The 17,712-nt window shown below is 69.7% G+C and carries 15 protein-coding genes; 2 read left to right on the plus strand and 13 right to left on the minus strand.

What is annotated here, in order from left to right:
* Positions 1-76: 76 nt before the first annotated feature.
* The 4 genes from HRJ34_RS09230 to HRJ34_RS09245 form a co-directional block, all read right to left on the minus strand.
* Positions 77-229 (minus strand): hypothetical protein, encoded by a 153-nt coding sequence (locus HRJ34_RS09230; RefSeq protein WP_158305173.1) that lies wholly within the window; start codon positions 227-229, stop codon positions 77-79.
* A 24-nt stretch (positions 230-253) separates the two neighbouring features.
* Entirely contained in the window at positions 254-2,251 is a 1,998-nt protein-coding gene (locus HRJ34_RS09235; RefSeq protein WP_208633927.1) for a DUF2207 domain-containing protein, read from the minus strand.
* Positions 2,252-2,253: 2 nt separating this feature from the next.
* Complete coding sequence (locus HRJ34_RS09240) at positions 2,254-2,820, minus strand: LemA family protein (protein ID WP_012050694.1); 567 nt, start codon at positions 2,818-2,820, stop codon at positions 2,254-2,256.
* Positions 2,821-2,896: 76 nt separating this feature from the next.
* Entirely contained in the window at positions 2,897-3,673 is a 777-nt protein-coding gene (locus HRJ34_RS09245) for a class I SAM-dependent methyltransferase (protein ID WP_012050693.1), read from the minus strand.
* Between the two features lie 102 nt (positions 3,674-3,775).
* Between HRJ34_RS09245 and HRJ34_RS09250 the strand changes: the two genes are divergently transcribed.
* Positions 3,776-5,428, plus strand: a complete 1,653-nt coding sequence (locus HRJ34_RS09250; protein ID WP_012050692.1) for a GMC family oxidoreductase — start codon at positions 3,776-3,778, stop codon at positions 5,426-5,428.
* A 6-nt stretch (positions 5,429-5,434) separates the two neighbouring features.
* On the opposite strand, the gene HRJ34_RS09255 is transcribed toward HRJ34_RS09250, so the two are convergent.
* The 7 genes from HRJ34_RS09255 to HRJ34_RS09285 all read right to left on the minus strand — a co-directional run bounded on the left by HRJ34_RS09255 (position 5,435) and on the right by HRJ34_RS09285 (position 13,525).
* Positions 5,435-6,781: a sensor histidine kinase gene (locus tag HRJ34_RS09255; protein ID WP_051170374.1), complete on the minus strand. Its 1,347-nt coding sequence runs from the start codon at positions 6,779-6,781 to the stop codon at positions 5,435-5,437.
* A complete protein-coding gene (locus HRJ34_RS09260; protein WP_208633928.1) occupies positions 6,778-7,455 on the minus strand; it encodes a response regulator transcription factor in 678 nt (225 codons plus the stop codon). The genes HRJ34_RS09255 and HRJ34_RS09260 overlap by 4 nt, the downstream gene beginning before the upstream one ends.
* Positions 7,456-7,485: 30 nt before the next feature.
* Positions 7,486-7,986: a PepSY domain-containing protein gene (locus HRJ34_RS09265; protein WP_208633929.1), complete on the minus strand. Its 501-nt coding sequence runs from the start codon at positions 7,984-7,986 to the stop codon at positions 7,486-7,488.
* Positions 7,987-8,011: 25 nt separating this feature from the next.
* Entirely contained in the window at positions 8,012-9,256 is a 1,245-nt protein-coding gene (locus HRJ34_RS09270; RefSeq protein WP_208633930.1) for a CDP-glycerol glycerophosphotransferase family protein, read from the minus strand.
* Positions 9,257-9,348: 92 nt separating this feature from the next.
* Positions 9,349-10,791 (minus strand): efflux transporter outer membrane subunit, encoded by a 1,443-nt coding sequence (locus HRJ34_RS09275; protein WP_208634341.1) that lies wholly within the window; start codon positions 10,789-10,791, stop codon positions 9,349-9,351.
* An 8-nt stretch (positions 10,792-10,799) separates the two neighbouring features.
* On the minus strand, positions 10,800-12,371 hold the full coding sequence (locus HRJ34_RS09280; RefSeq protein ID WP_208633931.1) for a DHA2 family efflux MFS transporter permease subunit: 1,572 nt from the start codon (positions 12,369-12,371) through the stop codon (positions 10,800-10,802).
* The gene (locus HRJ34_RS09285; protein WP_226949119.1) at positions 12,368-13,525 is read right to left on the minus strand and encodes an HlyD family secretion protein; all 1,158 of its coding nucleotides are present in this window, start codon (positions 13,523-13,525) and stop codon (positions 12,368-12,370) included. Before HRJ34_RS09285 ends, HRJ34_RS09280 begins: the two co-directional genes overlap by 4 nt.
* Before the next feature lie 83 nt (positions 13,526-13,608).
* Between HRJ34_RS09285 and HRJ34_RS09290 the strand changes: the two genes are divergently transcribed.
* Entirely contained in the window at positions 13,609-14,061 is a 453-nt protein-coding gene (locus tag HRJ34_RS09290) for a MarR family winged helix-turn-helix transcriptional regulator (protein ID WP_208633933.1), read from the plus strand.
* A gap of 500 nt (positions 14,062-14,561) precedes the next feature.
* Here the strand turns inward: HRJ34_RS09290 and ftsH are convergent, their stop codons facing one another.
* Together ftsH and tilS are read right to left on the minus strand one after the other, a co-directional pair.
* Positions 14,562-16,520 carry an ATP-dependent zinc metalloprotease FtsH gene (gene ftsH, locus HRJ34_RS09295; RefSeq protein WP_012050683.1) on the minus strand — a complete coding sequence of 653 codons (1,959 nt, stop codon included), beginning with the start codon at positions 16,518-16,520 and terminating at the stop codon, positions 14,562-14,564.
* Between the two features lie 93 nt (positions 16,521-16,613).
* Positions 16,614-17,561 carry a tRNA lysidine(34) synthetase TilS gene (gene tilS / locus HRJ34_RS09300; RefSeq protein WP_208633934.1) on the minus strand — a complete coding sequence of 316 codons (948 nt, stop codon included), beginning with the start codon at positions 17,559-17,561 and terminating at the stop codon, positions 16,614-16,616.
* Positions 17,562-17,712 lie beyond the last annotated feature (151 nt).

Below are 17,712 nucleotides of genomic sequence, written 5' to 3' on the forward strand. Positions count from 1 at the left end.
CAGCTCGGCCGCTCTAAGCTTTTGTCTTACCGCGATTTCCGAGTCGGCAGATGTTTCCATCTGCCTAGAAATCGCTCTAGCCGTGGAGCAGGGCCCAGGCGGCGAGGATCGGGGTCCAGGAGATCGCGGCCAGAACAATCGCGGTCATCGCGCAGGCGCCGGGATGCCAGCGCTGGTCGTGACGGGCCACGAAGACGCTCGGTTCGGCAGTGAAGGCTTTGCGGACCATCGACGATCTCCCTGGCTCCAACAGCTAGGGGATCAGGCTTAACAAGTCGTAAACCCCTACCAGCCCCGCCGCCCGCCTCCCGCCGCCGCCCGACGATCCCGCCGCCGGAGGACCGCCGCTGCTGCTGCTGCTCCGGCGAGGTCGAGAGCGGAGATGGTGCTGGCCGGCGAGAGCCGACGCTGCCAGCGAAACCGCCCAGATCGTCCCAAAGACATTGCCGCCGCCCGAATACCAGCTCGCGGTGTGCGCCACCGTCCCGGCGGCGGCGGCCGCCGCCAGCACCGCCGCGAATTTGTCGGCCCAGCGATTCTCGACGTCGAGCGCGATCGCATAGGGCAGATAGCGCTCGAACAGCTCGGGGGTCTTTTCCGGCGGGTGCAGCGCGTCGAGCCGCTCCTCCTCGGTGATGCCCAGATAGTGGCGGAAGCCCTCGATCCGGTCCGTCACCGCCCGGCCCTCGACGGTCGGCGCGTACATCCAGCGGAAGGCGGTGATCGCCAGCGGCAGCGCGGCGAGCGGCAGCAGCACCGGCCAGGCGCCGTCGCTGAGCGCGAGGCCGACCGAGCCAAAGGTGCACATGAAGGCGATCATCACCGCCGCGATCAGCCCGAGCCAGGCGAGGATGACGACGCAGCCCTTGCCCTGGGTCAGCTTGTGGCAGCCCCAGACGGCGAGCAACGAAAGCCCGCCCAGCAACGGCATGGTGAGGACGCCGGTCGCGACGTCGCCCTGGTGGACGAGCAGCGCGAAGGTCGTGACCAGCAGGATCGCCGCCGGAATGGCGAGCAGGCCGACCACGGCCCAGACGCCGTTCCTGACGAACAGCCGCCCCGAATAGGCATCCTCCAGCCCCTTGGCGAGCTTCGCGCGGGCGGCCTGGAGAGTGCCGTGATTGTCCTGCTTCAGCTCGATCCGGCTGCTGGCCGAGGGCAGCAGCGTGTCGCGCATCGCGATCTCGGGCGCCGGCGCGGGCCTGCCGCCCTGCCGCCGTTCGAGCGTGGTGCGGTCGCGCGACAGCCAGCCGCCATCCTCGCGCGTGATGCCGATATGGCCGCGCACCGCCAGGTCGATGATCGCGGCGGTGAAGCCGCGATTGTCGTCGCCCATGCGGCGGATATAGCGGCAGGCGGCGGCGCTGAGATCGTCGGGCGGCGCGAAGATCGGGACGATGGTGCCCCGGCGCGGCCCCCGCCCCGCGCGCAGCCAGGCGTAGAAATAATAGCCGAGCAGCGCCGCAAGCGCCGCCAGCCCCGCCACGAGCGGCCCCCAGTCGGACAGCCACCAGCCGAAGCGGCGCGCCCGGCTCGGCGTCTCCAGCACGCCCTTGGGAAAGGCGGCGGCGACGGTCAGGCCGCTATAGGAATCGAGCGGCGCGGTGGTGCGGAAATGGATGAAGCCCGGCCGCTCCTCGAACACCGCAGCGTCGTGCGCGGTCGATCCGTCGGGGCCGGTATAGACGGCGCGCTCGCCGAAGCGCGCTGGCGACGGCAGGGTGATCCGCGCCTCCGCCATGTCGATCGGAAAGACCCAGCCATTGCCGGTGACGTTCCAATAGATCTCGTCATAGCCGTCACGATAGCCGATCTGCCGGCTCGTCCGGTAATGGAGGACATAGACATGCTCGCCGGGCGACAGCAGCGTCTCCGCCTCGCCGATCCGCACCCGCACGCCGTTGTCGAGGTCGATCAGCTCATAATGCTCGGGCCGGCCGTCGCGGCTGACCGCGAGCACGTCGAACGAGACGCGGGTCTTCTGGCCCAGCCGGTTGCGGTAGCTGGTCGGAAAGTCGCGTTCGAGGCCGTGCTTGATCCGGTCGGCGAGCGAGACGACGCGGATCGTCTCGGTCACGTCATAGTCGCCGCTCGGCGCGACCGTCACGTCGCTGGTGAAGGCGAGGATGCGTTCCTGCCCCTGCGTCTTCTCATAGGCCGCGACCAGGGCGGCCGGATCGTCGATCGCCTGCGCCGCGGCCGGCAGCATCCAGCCGGCGATCGCCAGCCAGACCGCGAACAGGACGCGCATGGTCAGCGCCCGCCGGCGCCGAACGTCACCCGCGGCGCGGCCTGGAGCGCCGCGACGTCGTCGGCATAGCTCTCCTCCTCGCGGAAGCCGAACGGGCCGGCGACGAGGACGTTGGGGAAGGATTGGATCGAGCTGTTCAGGTCCCGCACCGTCGCGTTGTAATAGCGGCGCGCGCCGGCCAGTTCCTCCTCGATCTGCGACAGCTCGTCCTGGAGCTGGCGGAAATTGGCGTCGGCCTTGAGGTCGGGATAGGCCTCCGCCACCGCGAAGAGCTGTCCGATCATGCCGCTCATCCGCGCGTCGGCGCGGGCGGTGGCGTCGACGCCCTTCGCCGTCGCCGCCTCGCCCCGCTGGGCGGTGACGGCCTCGAACAGGCCGCGTTCATGCGCGGCATAGCCTTCGACGGTGGAGACGAGGTTGGGGATCAGGTCCGCCCGGCGGCGAAGCTGGACGGTGATGCCGCTCCACCCCTCGCGCACCAGCGCGCGCAGCCGGACCAGCCGGTTGTAGATGGCGACGAGCCAGACGAGCAGCAGCGCCGCGACGCCGACCGAAATCCAGAGCCCCATATGAACCTCCCCGAACCGCGCAGGCGCCGTTGATGCCACAGATACGCCGGCTGCGCGACCGGGGTTGCGTTCCCTTCTATCGCGGCTTGCGGAAGCGATAGAGGAAGCGGTCGGTCTTGCCGCGCACGGCGGGGTCGAACACCAGCTTCTCATGATCGTCGGCAGGATTGGCGAGCAGCGGGCTTTCCGCCTCCAGCGTGAAGCCGGCCGCCGCGAAATCGGCCTTCACCACCGCCGGGTCGATGCGGTGGAGCTTGTCGACGATGGCGCGGGTGTCGCCCGCCGGCCCGGCATGATCGATCACGCCGACCACGCCGCCGGGCTTCACCGCCGCGTAGAGCTGCCTGAGGAAGGCATGCGGATCGGTGCGCGGGATGCCGTACTTCGCCGATTCCCAATAGAGATCGTGATAGTTGAGGTTGATCATCACCGCGTCGAAGCGGCGGTCGCCGGCCGTGAACGCCTCGAACGGATAGCGGACGAAGTCGATGTCGGAGCGCCGGGCGGTCAGCGCCTTCCACACCTTCTGCTCTTCCGGGTCGTTGTAGAACTGGGCCGGCTCGAACGCGGTCACCTTGCCGCGCGGGCCGACCGCATTGGCCATGATCTCCGCCCAATAACCCGATCCGGTCATGACGTCGGCGGCGGCCATGCCGGGCTTCAGACCGAGGAAGGCGAGCACCTCGGCGGGCTTGCGGCCGGCGTCGAGGGCGACCGCGTCGGCGGGGCGGCCGGGCGCCGATATGGCGCTTTCCAGATAGGCCGGCGGCTTGGCCGGGACGACGGCCGGGGCCGCCGCCGCGAGCAGCAGCGCGGTGCCCGCCAGGAACGGAAAGATCGATCGACGATGCATGGCATTCTCTCCCTTGTATCGGCGGAAACTGGACCTGCCGGCGCCGCCGCTCAAGCGGAGTCCATGTCGATCGTCGAGCGGGCAAGGCGTTGATCGAAACATATGCCGCTTGATCGGGCGGCGCTTCCCCCCGATGAAGGCCGGGTGAAGGACCTGGGGAGCTTCGACTATGTGATCGCCGGCGCGGGCACCGCCGGCTGCCTGCTCGCCAACCGTCTGTCCGCCGACCCCGCCAAGCGCGTCCTCCTGCTCGAAGCCGGCGGCAAGGACAGCTGGATCTGGTTCCACATCCCGGTCGGCTATCTCTTCGCGATCGGCAATCCGCGCGCCGACTGGATGTTCGAGACGGTCGAGGAGGCGGGGCTCGGCGGACGCAGGCTCGCCTATCCGCGCGGCAAGGTGATCGGCGGCTGCTCGTCGATCAACGCGATGGTCTATATGCGCGGCCAGGCGGCCGACTATGACGGCTGGCGCCAGCTCGGCCTCGCCGGCTGGGGATGGGACGACGTCCTCCCCTATTTCCTGCGGCACGAGGACCATGCCGTGGCGACCGGCGAGCATCATGGCCGGGGCGGCGAATGGCGGGTCGAGCATCCCCGAATCCGCTGGGACATCCTCGACGCGATCCGCGAGGCCGGGGCCGCCGTCGGCATCGCCCCGATCGAGGATTTCAACCGCGGCGACAATGCGGGATCGAGCTATTTCCACGTCAACCAGCGCGGCGGCCGCCGGGTCAGCGCGGCGGGCGCCTTCCTGAAGCCGGTGCTGCGGCGTCCGAACCTGCGGCTGGAGACCGGGGTCGAGATCGACCGCATCCTGTTCGACGGCCGCCGCGCCGCCGGCCTCTCCTTCCGGCGCGGCGGCGAGCGATGGACGGCGCGGGCGGAGGGCGAGGTGATCCTCGCCACCGGCGCGGTCGGCACGCCCAAGCTGCTCCAGCTTTCGGGGATCGGCGACGCCGAGCGGCTCAAGGCGCTGGGCATCGAACCGGTCCACCACCTGCCCGGCGTCGGCGCCAACCTGCAGGACCATCTCCAGATCCGCCCGATCTTCAAGGTGGAGGGCGTGCGCACGCTCAACACCGACTATGCCAATCTCCTCCGCCGGGCGGCGATGGGGATCGAATATGCTTTGTTCCGCGCCGGGCCGCTGACGATGGCGCCGTCGCAGCTCGGCATGTTCGCCCGATCGTCCGACATCCATGCGACGCCCAACCTGCAATTCCATTTCCAGCCGCTGTCGCTCGACAGCTGGGGCAGCGGCCTGCACCGTTTCGGGGCCTTCACGGCCAGCGTCTGCAACCTGCGGCCGACCAGCCGGGGGCGGATCGACCTGGCCAGCGCCGATCCCGCCGCGCCGCCGCGCATCGCCCCCGGCTATCTGTCGACCGAGGAGGACCGGCGGGTCGCGATCGAATCGCTGCGGCTGACGCGCCGGATCGTCGCGCAGGCGCCGCTCGCCCGTTACCGGCCGGAGGAGTTCCGTCCGGGGCCCGCCGCCGACAGCGACGAGGCGCTGCTCATCGCGGCGGAGGAGCTGGGGACGACGATCTTCCACCCGGTCGGCACCGCCGCGATGGGGGCCGATCACGATCGCGGCGCGGTGCTCGACGAGCGGCTGCGGGTCCGGGGGCTGGATGGGCTCCGGGTGGTCGATGCCTCGGCCATGCCGCGCATCCCGTCGGGCAATACCAGTTCGCCGACCTTGATGATCGCGGAAAAGGGCGCTGCGATGATCATCGGCGATCGCCGATGATCATCGTCAGGCGGGAAAGCGCCAGTCGATGCGAAGCCCCCTGTCGAGATTGACGAAGGCGAGGGTCGACCGGTGCAACCGCGCGATCGTGTCGACGAGGCTGAGCCCGAGGCCGATCCCCGCCCCCGTCCCGTCCTTGGCACGGTAGAAGCGTTCGGTGACGTGCGGCAGGTCGCTCTCCGCGATGCCCGGCCCGGTGTCGCGGACGGCGATCAGCAGCGCGCCCTTCTCCGCCTGTCCCGACAGGACGATCTCCCCGCCCGGCGGCGTATATCTGATCGCATTGTCGAGCAGATTGGCGACCGCCTGGAAGATCAGGTCGCGGTCGCAGCGCAGGATCAGCCCGGCCTGGACGAAGGTCGACAGCATGATGCCGCGCGCCTCGGTTTCCGGCCGATAGAAATCGGCGACGTCCTCGAGCAGCATGGTCAGGTCGGCGGGCGACAGCTCGATCTCGCGGCTGCCCGTCTCCAGCCGGGCGATGCGCAGCACCGCGTCGAAGATCGCGCCCAGCCGCTCCGCCTCGGCCAGCGCTTCGGCGACCTTCGGCGCATCGCCCTCGCCCGAGACGAGCGCATCCTCGAGGCTGGCGCGCAGGCGGGCGAGCGGGGTGCGCATCTCATGCGCGACGCTGTCGGAGACCCGGCGCACCGATTCCATCGAATGCTCGATCCGGTGGAGCATGGCGTTGAGCGTCTCGGCGAGCCGGTCGAACTCGTCGCCGCTGCCGTCCACCGAGACGCGCTTCGACATGTCGCCGGCCATGACGCTGCGCGCGGTGGCGGCGACGCGGTCGACCCGGCGGCCGATCGCGCGGCTCATCAGCAGGCCGCCGAGCAGCGCCAGCACCACCGCCGCCGCCGCGACGACCGAGGCGCCCGAGGCGAGCGCCCTCTCCCGCTCGGTGATGTTGTCGATGTCGCGGCCGACGATCAGCCGGGCGCCGTCGTCGAAGCGCCGGTCGAGCGCCAGCGCCTCGAAATCATGCTCGTCGCCGTCGACGGGGATGTCGGCCTCGATCCTGCCCCAGCCGTGGAAGACCGCGCGCGGCCAGCTCGGCAGGTTGGCGGTGACCACCCGCCCCTCCCGGTCGACGAAGGCGTGGAAGGCCTTGTAGCGATCGGGGGCGGCGTCCCGCGCGCGCAGGCGGCGGACCAGCGCCCCCTCCCCGTCGACGATATAGACGTTGGCGAGCAGATCGGCCTCGCGCCGGACGACCTGCTCGGCCTGGCGGAGCGGCACGCGCACGACCATCGCGTAATAAGCGCCGACCAGCAGCAGCAGCGATCCGACGAACAGCCCCGCATAGGCGAGCGCCAGGCGGAAGGAGAGGCTGGCGAAAAGCTGCCTCACGTCGAGGGGCGCACGACATAGCCGGTGCCGCGCACCGTCTCGATCAGCGGCGTGTCGAAGCCACGGTCGAGCTTCTGCCGCAGGCGGCTGACATGCTGGTCGATGATGTTGGTCTGCGGATCGAAATTATAGTCCCAGACATGTTCGAGCAGCATCGAGCGGGTGACCACCCGGCCGGCGCTGCGCACCAGATATTCGAGGATGCGGAATTCGCGCTGGGTGAGGTCGATGCGCCGGCCCGCGCGGGTGACGGTGCGGCCGAGCAGGTCGATCGCCAGGTCGCCGCTGCGCAGTTCGGTCGCCTCGGCGATGGCGGGCCCGCGCCGGCCGAGCGCCTCGACCCGCGCGACCAGTTCCGACAGCGCGAAGGGCTTGGGCAGATAATCGTCGCCGCCCGCGCGCAGGCCCCGGATCCGCTCGTCGACGTCGCCGAGCGCGCTGAGGATCAGCACCGGGGTCGCATCGCCGGTGGCGCGGATCGTCTGGAGGATCTTGAGCCCGTCGACCTGCGGGAGCATGCGATCGAGGACGATCACGTCGAAGCCCTCGGCGGCGGCGCGGAGCAGCCCAGCGCGCCCGTCCGCCGCCGTCTCGACGATATGCCCCGCCTCGCGCAGCCCCTTGCCGACATGGTCGGCGACGCGGAGGTCGTCTTCGATCAGAAGGACGTGCATCGTCCCGCTATATCGCCTCCTCCGCGCATCTCAATCGTCATGGGCCAGCGCGATCCGCTGCCCGGTCGAGGCGTCGAGCCGGACCTTGCCGATGCCGGCGGCGGTCGCCAGCTCGATCTCGTAGACGCCGCGTCCCTTGTGGATCTCGAACTCGACCTCCTTGACCTCGCCGCGGCTGTGCCGTTCGAGCGCGACGAGATGCTCGCTCAGCGGGGTGGCCTTGCCGCCGCTGCGCAACCGGTCCTTGTCGAACCAGCCGCGCAGCCAGTTCTCCGCGCGGGGCTTGACCGCCGAGACGAGCTTGCCGGTCCGCGCATCGATCAGCGCGCGGTGCAACACCTGTCCGCGCACCAGGTCGATCTCATAGACCAGCCGGCCGCCGCTGGTTTCCAGCTCGCCCTCGATCGCGCGCGCCGAGAGGCTGCGTTCGGCGACGCCGATCGCGCGGGTCAGGCCGATCAGGTCCTGTGCCGCAGCGGGCGCCGCCATCGCCCCCGCCAGCGCCGCAAAGCCAAGCAACCGTCGAAACATCGTCATTCTCCTTGAACGAAGGGCGTCAGCGCGGCCGCGCGCCGAGGAAGCCGGCGATCGCCGCCGCCGCGCGCCGCGAATGGCTCTCGCCCTCGCGAAGGTCGAAGGTGTCGGCGAAGGCGCGGCGCTGCTCGGGCGCATAGTCGCCATGGCCGGCGATCGCCCGGTCGAGGCCGGCGACCAGCGCCTCCGGCCCGTCGACCACCGGACCGAAGCGCCAGTGCGCATAATCGGGATCGTCCTGCCAGGCGCGGCCATGGCTGTTGACGAACAATGCGGGGCGCGGCGTGCGCAGGAATTCGTAGACCTGGCTGCTGACGTCGCCGACATAGATATCGGCCAGCGTCGTGTAGCTCATGTCGATCGAACGGTGGCTGCCGAGGTCGACATGGACGCCGGGGCGCCCGGCATAGGGCGCGAGCGCCGCCGTCGCCGCCGCGCGGGCGCGGGCATTGTCGCACAGCCGGATATGCGGCGCGACGATCAGGTTGAAGCGGCCGTCGCGTACGATCGCGTCGACGATCGCGACGCCGTGGCGCGGCCAGGAGCCGAGCTTCGCCGAGAAATGCGGGTTGTAGAGGATGATCGGGCGATCGTCGGCGAAGGGCGTCCAGTGCGGATCGCGCAGCCGGTCGATCGCCTCGAATTTGGGATAGCCGACCACGGCATGCGCGCCGGGCCGGATCAGCCCCTCCGCCAGCATGCGGCGGCGCTGCTTCTCCCCCGCGACCAGAGCGAAATCGAAGCGGGCGATGCGCCGGTCGAAGCCGGCGGCGCGATCCCCGGCGCCATGGTCGACATGGATCAGGCGCGGCCGGACGACGCCGAGGCGGCGCATGATCGTCGAGGTCCGTTCGGGCAGGGCGATCGCGTCATAGCGGTCGAGCTGCCGGCGCACGCTGGCAAGGGTCAGCAGCTTGGGCGGGACGGCGCTGCGCAGCAGATCGGCGGTGCGGTGGAGCAGGCGCGGGCCGATCCGTTCGAACCGGAGCAGGCCGTGGCTCTCCCCCTGCGTCAGCGTGCGGGCGAGGTCGAGATGCGTCGCCGAGGCCGACAATATGTCGACGTCGACCTGCCAGCCCAGCGCGAGCGCCTCGGCGGTGGTGATGCCGTGCAGGATCTGGTGCGCCTGGGCGTTGAACAGGAAGGCGACGCGCGGCAGCCGCGCGACGGCGTCCGCCGGCCGTGCCGGCACCGCCTCGCCATCACACGCCTGATGGCCCGGCGCGCTTCCGATCCCGGACCGCGCAACGATCAGCTGCCCCGCCAAACCCGATCTCCTCGTTCGATGCGAGGCAGGTAGCGGGCCTGTCTATGAACCGGATGGCGCCAGCATTTGATTTTCGCAATGTACCGGCGCGATCACTCCCAGCCGAGGCCGAGCGCCTTTTCGAGGGCGATGAAGTCGGTGGTCATCTGCGCCTTGGCCTGGATCAGCGCCTGGTCGGCCGCGATGCGCTGCCGTTCGGCGTCGAGCAGCTCGATCCGCGTCGCGGTCCCGGCGTCGAAGCGCTGGCGCACCAGCGTCGCGCTGGTATCGGCCGACGCCTTGCTGCGCGCGGCGGTGACGACCGCCTGGCGGCGGGCGCCGTAGCGCGACAATGCGTCCTCGGCATCGCGGAGCGCCACGAGCACGGCCGATCGATATTGGGCGGCAGCCTCGTCGCGCGCGCCCTCCGCCTGCCCGACCCGCGCCGCGTTGCGGCCGAAGTCGAGGAAGTTCCAGCTCAACTGCGGCACCGCGACCGCCGCCAGCTTGTCAGGATCGACGACGTCGCCGATGCTGGTGCCGCCGAGGCCGATCAGCCCCAGGAAGCTGAGGCGCGGAAAGGCGGCGGCCTTCGCCACGCCGATCTTCGCGGTCGAGGCCGCGAGCTTGCGCTCGGCCGCGCGCACGTCCGGCCGGCGCTGGAGCAGCGCCGCCGGATCGCCAACCGCCACCTCGGCCGGGGGCAGCGGCACTGCCGCCGGAGCGGCGAGCAGATCGTCGAGCGCGCCGGGGACCTCGCCGGTCAGCGTCGCGAGCGCGTTGCGATAGGCGTCATAGTCGGCACCGAGCGGCAGCACCGCCGCGTTGGACTGCTCGACCTGGCCCCGCTGGCGCTCGACGTCGAGGGTGGAGGCCGCGCCCCGGTCGCGCCGCTCAGCGGTCAGGTCGTAGATGGCGCGCTGCTTCTCCGCCGACTCGCGCGCCAGCGCCAGCCGGTGCTGGCGGTCGCGCAGCGCGACATAGGCCTGGGCGACCTCGGCGGCGAGGCTCACCCGCGCGTCGGCCAGATTGGCCTCCGCCGCGCCGAGCGAGGCGCGCGCCGCCTCCAGGTTGCGGCGCTGGCCGCCGAACAGGTCGATCTCCCAGCTCGCGTCGAAGCCGACATTGTAGAAGTTGAGCGATTCCTGGTCCTCGCCCGTGCCGCCACCGCCGCCGGTCCCGCCATTCTGGTTCGAGGAGCCGAGATCGACGCCGGGCACGCGGGCGTGGACATAGACCGCCGAGGCGTTCGCCTTGGGCAGCGAATTGGCGCGTTCGAGGCCGAGCGCCGACCGCGCCTGGTTGAGCCGCGCCTGGGCGATCGCGACGCTGGGGCTGCCCGCCAGCGCGCGCTGCTCGAGCTCGTCGAGCACCGGATCGCCGAGCGCGGTCCACCAGGCCGCAGCGGCGGGCGCCTGCGGGGCGGCGTCGCGATCGGCGCGCGCGAAGGCGGCAGGCGGCGGGGCGGCGCCCGCCGAGACGGGGCCGCGATAATCGGGCCCGACGGTGCAGCCGGCCAGCAGGGTCATCGGCACGAGCCAGAAGGGAGAGCGCATCATCAACCTCAATGCATCGCGATCGCCTGCCCCTTGGGCAGCGGGCGGAGGAGCAGGACGAGCGGCATCACGCAGAGGATGCCGACCGTCATCAGCCAGAAGATATCGTTGAAGGTCATCACCAGCGCATCGCGCTGGATCGTGCCCGCCAGGGTGCGCAGCGCCGCATCGGCATTGCCGAGCGCATGGGTCAGGCCCGCCAGATAATCCTGCAGGCCGACCGAATTGGCGTTGAGCGATTCCTCGATCCGGCGGTTGTGGAGCCATTGGCGCTGGTCCTGGACGATGGCGATGCCGGCGAGCGCGAACGATCCGCCGAGGTTGCGCATCGCGCTGAACAGGCCGGCGGCATCGCCCACGTCCCGGGCGCTCACCGAAGCGATCGCCGCCTGGTTGAGGAACAGGAAGGCCATGATCGTGCCGACGCCGCGCAGGAGCTGGCTGTCGACGAAGGAGCCACCGTCCGACTGGGCGCTGAGCGCGGTATCGATGCCGCAGCTCGTCGCCATGATCGCCAGGCCGATGCCGACCGCGATGCGGATGTCGACATAGCGGATCAGCAGCGGCGTGAAGGGCATCAGCAACAGGCTGGGAATCCCCGAGATCAGCACGATCTTGCCCGATTGCAGCGCGTTGTAGCCGGCGATCGCGGCCAGGAACTGCGGGATCACATAGGAGGTGCCGTAGAGCATCATGCCGATCACGATCGCCATCACCGCGACCGCCCCGAACTGCCGGTCGAGCAGCAGCTTGAGCTTGATCACCGGACGGCGCGCGAGGAACTGCCCCGCGAACAGCGAGATGAAGCCGAGGGCGGCGACGATCGAGACCTTCACGATCACGTCGCTCTGGAACCATTGCTCGCGCTGGCCTTCCTCGAGCACCACGGTCAGGCCGCCGAGTCCGAACATCAGCCCGGCGATGCCGAGCCAGTCGGCCTGGAGCAGCTCGCCCAGCCGCGCCTTGTGGTGCGGCATGGTCAGCAGCAGCAGAGAGATCAGCAGGATGCCGATCGGCAGGTTGAGGAAGAAGGCATAGTGCCAGCTGATGTTCTCGGTCAGCCAGCCGCCGATCAGCGGCCCCAGCACCGGCCCGAGGATCGCGGTCACCCCGAACAAGGCGTTGCCGACCGGCTGCTGCTCGCGCGGCAGGCGGGTGGCGATGATCGTCATCGCGGTCGGGATCAGCGCGCCGCCGGTGAAGCCCTGCCCCACCCGGCCGATGATCATCATGGTCAGGTTGGTCGAGAAGCCGCACATCATCGAGAAGCCGGTGAACAGCGCCGCCGCGACGATCAGCAGCGTCCGCAGGCCGAGCACGCGCTCGAGCCAGGCCGACAGCGGGATGATGACGATCTCCGCGACCAGATAGGCGGTCGCGATCCAGGTGCCTTCGGTGCCGCTGGCGCCGATCTCGCCCTGGATGGTGGGCAGCGACGAGTTGACGATCGAGACGTCGAGCGTCGCCATCATCGCGCCGAGGCTGCCGGCGATCACCGCCAGCCAGGCGCTGGCGTCCGCGCGGCCGACCGGCGTCTCCACCGCCGGCGCCATATGGCCGTCAGCGGCGGTCGCGCTCATCGCGCGGCCCGGGCATTGTGCCGTTCCTGCTCCTCGCGGACCCGGTCGGCGGCGCCCTTGGCCGAGCGCGTGTCGACCGTCACCTCGACCGACATGCCCGGCACGAGCAGGGCGCGGGTCTCCGGGCCGGGGCTGATCGCGATCCGGACGGGCACGCGCTGGACGATCTTGGTGAAGTTGCCCGTCGCGTTCTGCGGCGGCAGCACCGAGAATTGCGCGCCGGTGCCGGGCGAGATGCTGGCGATCCGGCCGGGGATGTCGACGCCGGGCAGCGCATCGACCTCGACCTTCACCGGCTGGCCGACCCGCATCAGGCCGAGTTGCGTCTCCTTGAAGTTCGCCTCGATATAGACGTCGTGGGTCGGCACGACGCTCATCATCCGGGTGCCGGCCTGGACGAACTGCCCCTGCCGCACCGTCTTGTCGCCGATCCGGCCGTCGACCGAGGCGCGGACGATCGTCGCCTCGACATTGGTGTTGGCGGCGGCGAGCTGGGCACGGGCGGCCTCGCCCTGCGCCTGCGCCTGGCTGACCTGCGCCCGCAGGGTGCCGACGCGGCGCTGCGCGCTGGCGAGCGACGCCTTGGCGGCGGCGAGCTTGGCGTTGGCGAGCGCGGCCTGGTTGCGGAGCTGGGAAACCTTCTCGCGCGTCTCCGCGCCGCTTTCGCCGAGCGGCCGGTAGCGGACATATTCGGCCTGGGCGAAGCCGGCATCGGCGGCGGCGGCGGCGACGTCGGCCTCGGCCCGCGCGATCGCGGCCTGCTGCTCGTCCATCTGCGCGTCGACGCCGGCGGCATTGGCGCGGGCGACGTCGATCTGCGCCTGGAACTGCGCGGCCTGCGCGCGATAGTCGCGCGGATCGATGCGGACCAGCGGCTGCCCCGCCTTCACGTCCTGATTGTCGATCACGAACACCTGGTCGACATAGCCCGACACCTTCGGCGCGGCGGTGACGGCATCGGCCTGCACATAGGCGTCGTTGGTCGACTGCTGGTAGCGGCCGTAGAGATGGTAGCGCAGGAAGCCCAGCACGGCGCCGACCAGCAGCACCGCGACCGCAACGAGCAATATCCGCCGCACGCGCGGGTTCTGGAGAGGCGATGCCTTGCCTTCCTCATTTCCGGAAGAGGCGAGCTGCACGCTGTCGTTGCTCATCTGGATATCCGTATCTTCGATTCTGTGGCGGGCCATATGCTCGCACTTGCAACATAATGCAATACCATGTTATGAGGTTCCTCATGAAAGTGGACGAGGAAGAACTGATCACGGCGCTCGCCAAGGCCTATATGCTGATGCATCGGCGGGTGAATCGGGCGATGACGAAGCAGGGCGCCTCGCTCGCGCGCACGAAGATGCTCGCCTATGTGCGCAAGGCGGGCGGGTCGGCGCGCGCCGCCGACATCGCCGACCTGTTCGACCTGGCGCCGCGCACGGTGACCGAGTCGCTCGATTCGCTCGAGCGCGACCAGCTGATCGTCCGCACCTCCGATCCGCAGGACCGGCGGGTCAAGCGGCTGGCGATCACCCCGCTGGGCGAAAGCGCGATCGCCGCCACCGAACCGCTTCGCAAGGAATTGATGGCGGAAATCTGCGCCGTCCTGTCGGAGGACGATCGGGTCCAGTTCCATGACATATTGAGCCGCTTCGTCGCGTCGCTTTCCGATGCCGACGATGTTGTGAATTGCGACTGATGTGATACGCTCCCCATTCGGCCGATCGCGTGAAAACAGCGCGACGGCGGACATCGGGAGAGTCGTATGGAACGGGTCAGTCCTGGTTTCTGCGAATGCAGTTGTCGCCTGCTGGCGCTGTGCAGCGCCGCCGCGCTCAGCGTGACCGCACTGGCTTATCTCGCCCTGGGCTGAGGCCGCGGCCCCTCACCGATCGTTCACGACAATCCGGTTTTAGCGGCGAGTTTTCCTGCGTTTCCACCCCTCGCATGCTGCATATGCGAGATGGGAAATGCTCTAGGTCCCGCCGACCTCTCCTCCTTTCCGTCATTCCCGCGAAAGCGGGAATCCATGGATGGCAGCCCGCAAGAGATCGAATGCTCCGTGACCGTGGCTTCCCGCTTTCGCGGGAATGACGACAGAGGCGCTGGTTCGGATCGTGCGGCAAAAAGCTTCCGATGGATAAGAAAAAGGCCGCGCCCTTGCGGGACACGGCCTTTCCTATGCCATGGACGTAGCGGTCAGGCGGGCTTGGGCTCGCCCCAGCCGCCGCCGCTCGATCCGCTACCGGGACGCCGGCTCTTCGGGATCGACGAGCCGCCGGTGCTGAGCGCGGCCGGCGCGCGGGAATTGCCCTGGTCGCGGCCGATATCGTCGCCGACGATGACCCGCTTGGCCTCCTCGCCCGACAGCGTCTCATATTCGAGCAGCGCGGTGGCGAGGCGGTGGAGCTCGTCGAGATGGTCGGTGAGCACCTTGCGCGCGGCCCCTTCAGCCTCCTCGATCAGGCGGCGGACCTCCTGGTCGATCAGCTGGGCGGTCGCTTCCGACACGCTCTGGTTGCGCGCGACCGAATGGCCGAGGAAAATCTCGTCCTGATTGTCGCGGTAGCGCAGCCAGCCGAGCTTCTCCGACATGCCATATTCCATCACCATCGAGCGGGCCATGTCGGTGGCCTGCTGGATGTCGTTGGAGGCGCCGGTGTTGAGCTCGTCCGCGCCATAGATGAGCTGCTCGGCGATGCGGCCGCCGAAGCAGAGCGCGAGGCGCGCCTTCATCTGCTTCATCGTCATCGAGTAGCGGTCGCGCTCGGGCAGGTTCCAGGTCACGCCGAGCGCGCGGCCGCGCGGGATGATCGTCACCTTGTGGAGCGGATCGCAACCGGGCACATGGAGCGAGACGAGGGCATGGCCGGCCTCATGATAGGCGGTCGCCTTCTTCTCGTCCTCGGTCATGACCATGGACTTGCGCTCGGCGCCCATCATGACCTTGTCCTTGGCCTCCTCGAACTCCTTCATCGCGACGAGGCGCTTGCCCTTCCGCGCGGCGAGGAGCGCGGCCTCGTTGACGAGGTTGGCGAGATCGGCGCCCGAGAAGCCGGGCGTACCGCGCGCGATGGTGCGCGCGTTGACGTCGGGCGCCAGCGGCACCTTCTTCATGTGGACGGCGAGGATCTTCTCGCGGCCCTCGATGTCGGGGCGCGGCACGACGACCTGGCGGTCGAAGCGACCCGGCCGCAGCAGCGCGGGATCGAGCACGTCGGGGCGGTTGGTCGCCGCGACGATGATGATGCCCTCGTTCGCCTCGAAGCCGTCCATCTCGACGAGCAGCTGGTTCAGCGTCTGCTCGCGCTCGTCATTGCCGTTGCCGAGGCCGGCGCCGCGATGGCGGCCGACCGCGTCGATCTCGTCGATGAAGACGATGCACGGCGCGTTCTTCTTCGCCTGCTCGAACATGTCGCGGACGCGGCTGGCGCCGACGCCGACGAACATCTCGACGAAGTCGGAGCCCGAGATGGTGAAGAAGGGCACGTTCGCCTCGCCCGCGATGGCGCGGGCGAGCAGCGTCTTGCCGGTGCCGGGCGAGCCGACCAGCAGCGCGCCCTTCGGGATCTTGCCGCCGAGACGGGCGAATTTGGTCGGGTCCTTCAGGAAGTCGACGATCTCCTGAAGCTCCTCGCGCGCCTCGTCGATGCCGGCGACGTCGTCGAAGGTGACGCGGCCGTGCTTCTCGGTCAGCATCCGCGCGCGCGACTTGCCGAAGCCCATCGCGCCCGAGCCTGCGTTCTTCTGCATCTGGCGCATCACGAAGAAGGCGATGCCGAGGATCAGCAGGAAGGGCAGCGACTGGTAGAGCATGATCATCCAGAAGCTGGTCTGCTCGGCCGGCTTGGCGCGGAAGGTGACGTTCTTCTCGGCGAGCCGCTGGATCAGCATCGGATCATTGGGCGCGTTGGTGCTGAACGCCGCGCCGTTGTTGAACTTGCCGCTGATCATGCCGTCGCCGATGTCGGCCTCGCGCACCTGGCCGTCGTCGACGCGGGCGAGGAATTCCGAATAGGCGATCTGATCGCCCGCCGCGGTGCGCGACGAGCTTTCGAACATCGACACGAAGACGACGAGCGCCAGCAGGATACCCATCCAGATGGCGAGGCTCTTCATCCAGGGGTTGGGTTGTTTCGGCTCTTTTTCGTCGTTCATCGATCAATTCCGCCTTTCGCGGGATTAGGGTCCAGACCCAGATAGGCATCACCGCATTAATAACAATGGAACAGATCGGAAGGCTCCCCGCGATCAGCGTCGCGGCGGCGCTTTTTCGATCGAGATGCGGCGTCCGGGCGACAGTTTGAGGGCACCCAGGCTCGCAACCTGCCCCGCATCGAGCCGCGCCATCGCGGTCTCGAGCGCCGGGCCGTCCACCGCCGAATCGGCTTCGCCGACCAGCCGGGCGAGTATCCGCCTGCGGACCTCGCGCGGCAACCCCTCGATATCGGCGGCGATGCGACCGTCGTCGAAGCGGTCGACGCGCGAGCGGATCGCCTCCCCCACCAGCCAGTCGAGCGCCGCGTCGGCCTCGGCGAGGTGCGCCGCCGAGGCGGCGAGGCGGAGCGGATCGAGCCGGTCGCCGGCCCCCGCCAGCAGCGCGCGGGCGTGGGTTCGGTCGTGGCGCGGATCGGCATTGCTGGGATCGTCGACGGTCTCGACCGCCGCGACGATCGCCGCCAGCTCGGCGCGGCGCCAGCCGAGCAGCGGGCGGACGAGCAGCACCCCGCCGAGATCGCGCCGCTCCCGGATGCCGGCAAGCCCCGACAGTCCCGCGCCGCGCGCGAGGCGCATCAGCAGCGTCTCGGCCTGGTCATCGGCGTGGTGCGCGGTGGCAATGGCGGCGAGCCCCTGCCCCGCCGCCCATGCCGCGAGCGCCGCGTAGCGCGCGCGCCGCGCGGCGGCCTGGATACTGGCAGCCGGCTCGACCGTCACCCGCAGCGTCATGTGCGGCACGCCGAGCGCGGCGCAGGCACGGGCGACGAGCGCGGCCTCGGCGGCGGCTTCGGCGCGCAGGCCATGGTCGACCGTCGCCGCCTCCACCCGGCCGGGACAGGCCGCCGCCGCGAGGTGGAGCATCGCCATGCTGTCGGGACCGCCCGAGACGGCGAGCCCCAGCCGGGCGCCGTCGTCGGGCAATAGAGACAGGAGATCGGCGAGGAAGCGGGAGACGAGGTGATCGAAGGGGGGAACCGCCATCTCAACCGTCATGCCTGCCCCTCGACTGCCTGCAAGGCAGGCGCTCGGGATAAACTTCAGCCAAAGGCTGAAGGCAGGCATCCATGTCTGTTGTCTTCTCAGATGCCATCTGGCTGACGAGAGACATGGACCCCAGCCTTCGCTGGGGTGA

The sequence above is a fragment of the Rhizorhabdus wittichii genome, assembly GCF_017607425.1.
Lineage (GTDB): Bacteria > Pseudomonadota > Alphaproteobacteria > Sphingomonadales > Sphingomonadaceae > Rhizorhabdus > Rhizorhabdus wittichii.

Excerpts from the sequence above, each read along its gene's own strand:
- HRJ34_RS09290 (WP_208633933.1), top strand. The coding sequence starts at position 13,609 with ATGAAAGTGGACGAGGAAGAACTGATCACGGCGCTCGCCAAGGCCTAT.
- ftsH (WP_012050683.1), bottom strand. The coding sequence starts at position 16,520 with ATGAACGACGAAAAAGAGCCGAAACAACCCAACCCCTGGATGAAGAGC.
- tilS (WP_208633934.1), bottom strand. The coding sequence starts at position 17,561 with ATGGCGGTTCCCCCCTTCGATCACCTCGTCTCCCGCTTCCTCGCCGAT.
- HRJ34_RS09280 (WP_208633931.1), bottom strand. The coding sequence starts at position 12,371 with ATGAGCGCGACCGCCGCTGACGGCCATATGGCGCCGGCGGTGGAGACG.
- HRJ34_RS09245 (WP_012050693.1), bottom strand. The coding sequence starts at position 3,673 with ATGCATCGTCGATCGATCTTTCCGTTCCTGGCGGGCACCGCGCTGCTG.
- HRJ34_RS09265 (WP_208633929.1), bottom strand. The coding sequence starts at position 7,986 with ATGTTTCGACGGTTGCTTGGCTTTGCGGCGCTGGCGGGGGCGATGGCG.
- HRJ34_RS09260 (WP_208633928.1), bottom strand. The coding sequence starts at position 7,455 with ATGCACGTCCTTCTGATCGAAGACGACCTCCGCGTCGCCGACCATGTC.
- HRJ34_RS09285 (WP_226949119.1), bottom strand. The coding sequence starts at position 13,525 with ATGAGCAACGACAGCGTGCAGCTCGCCTCTTCCGGAAATGAGGAAGGC.
- HRJ34_RS09250 (WP_012050692.1), top strand. The coding sequence starts at position 3,776 with ATGCCGCTTGATCGGGCGGCGCTTCCCCCCGATGAAGGCCGGGTGAAG.
- HRJ34_RS09230 (WP_158305173.1), bottom strand. The coding sequence starts at position 229 with ATGGTCCGCAAAGCCTTCACTGCCGAACCGAGCGTCTTCGTGGCCCGT.
- HRJ34_RS09275 (WP_208634341.1), bottom strand. The coding sequence starts at position 10,791 with ATGCGCTCTCCCTTCTGGCTCGTGCCGATGACCCTGCTGGCCGGCTGC.
- HRJ34_RS09235 (WP_208633927.1), bottom strand. The coding sequence starts at position 2,251 with ATGCGCGTCCTGTTCGCGGTCTGGCTGGCGATCGCCGGCTGGATGCTG.
- HRJ34_RS09240 (WP_012050694.1), bottom strand. The coding sequence starts at position 2,820 with ATGGGGCTCTGGATTTCGGTCGGCGTCGCGGCGCTGCTGCTCGTCTGG.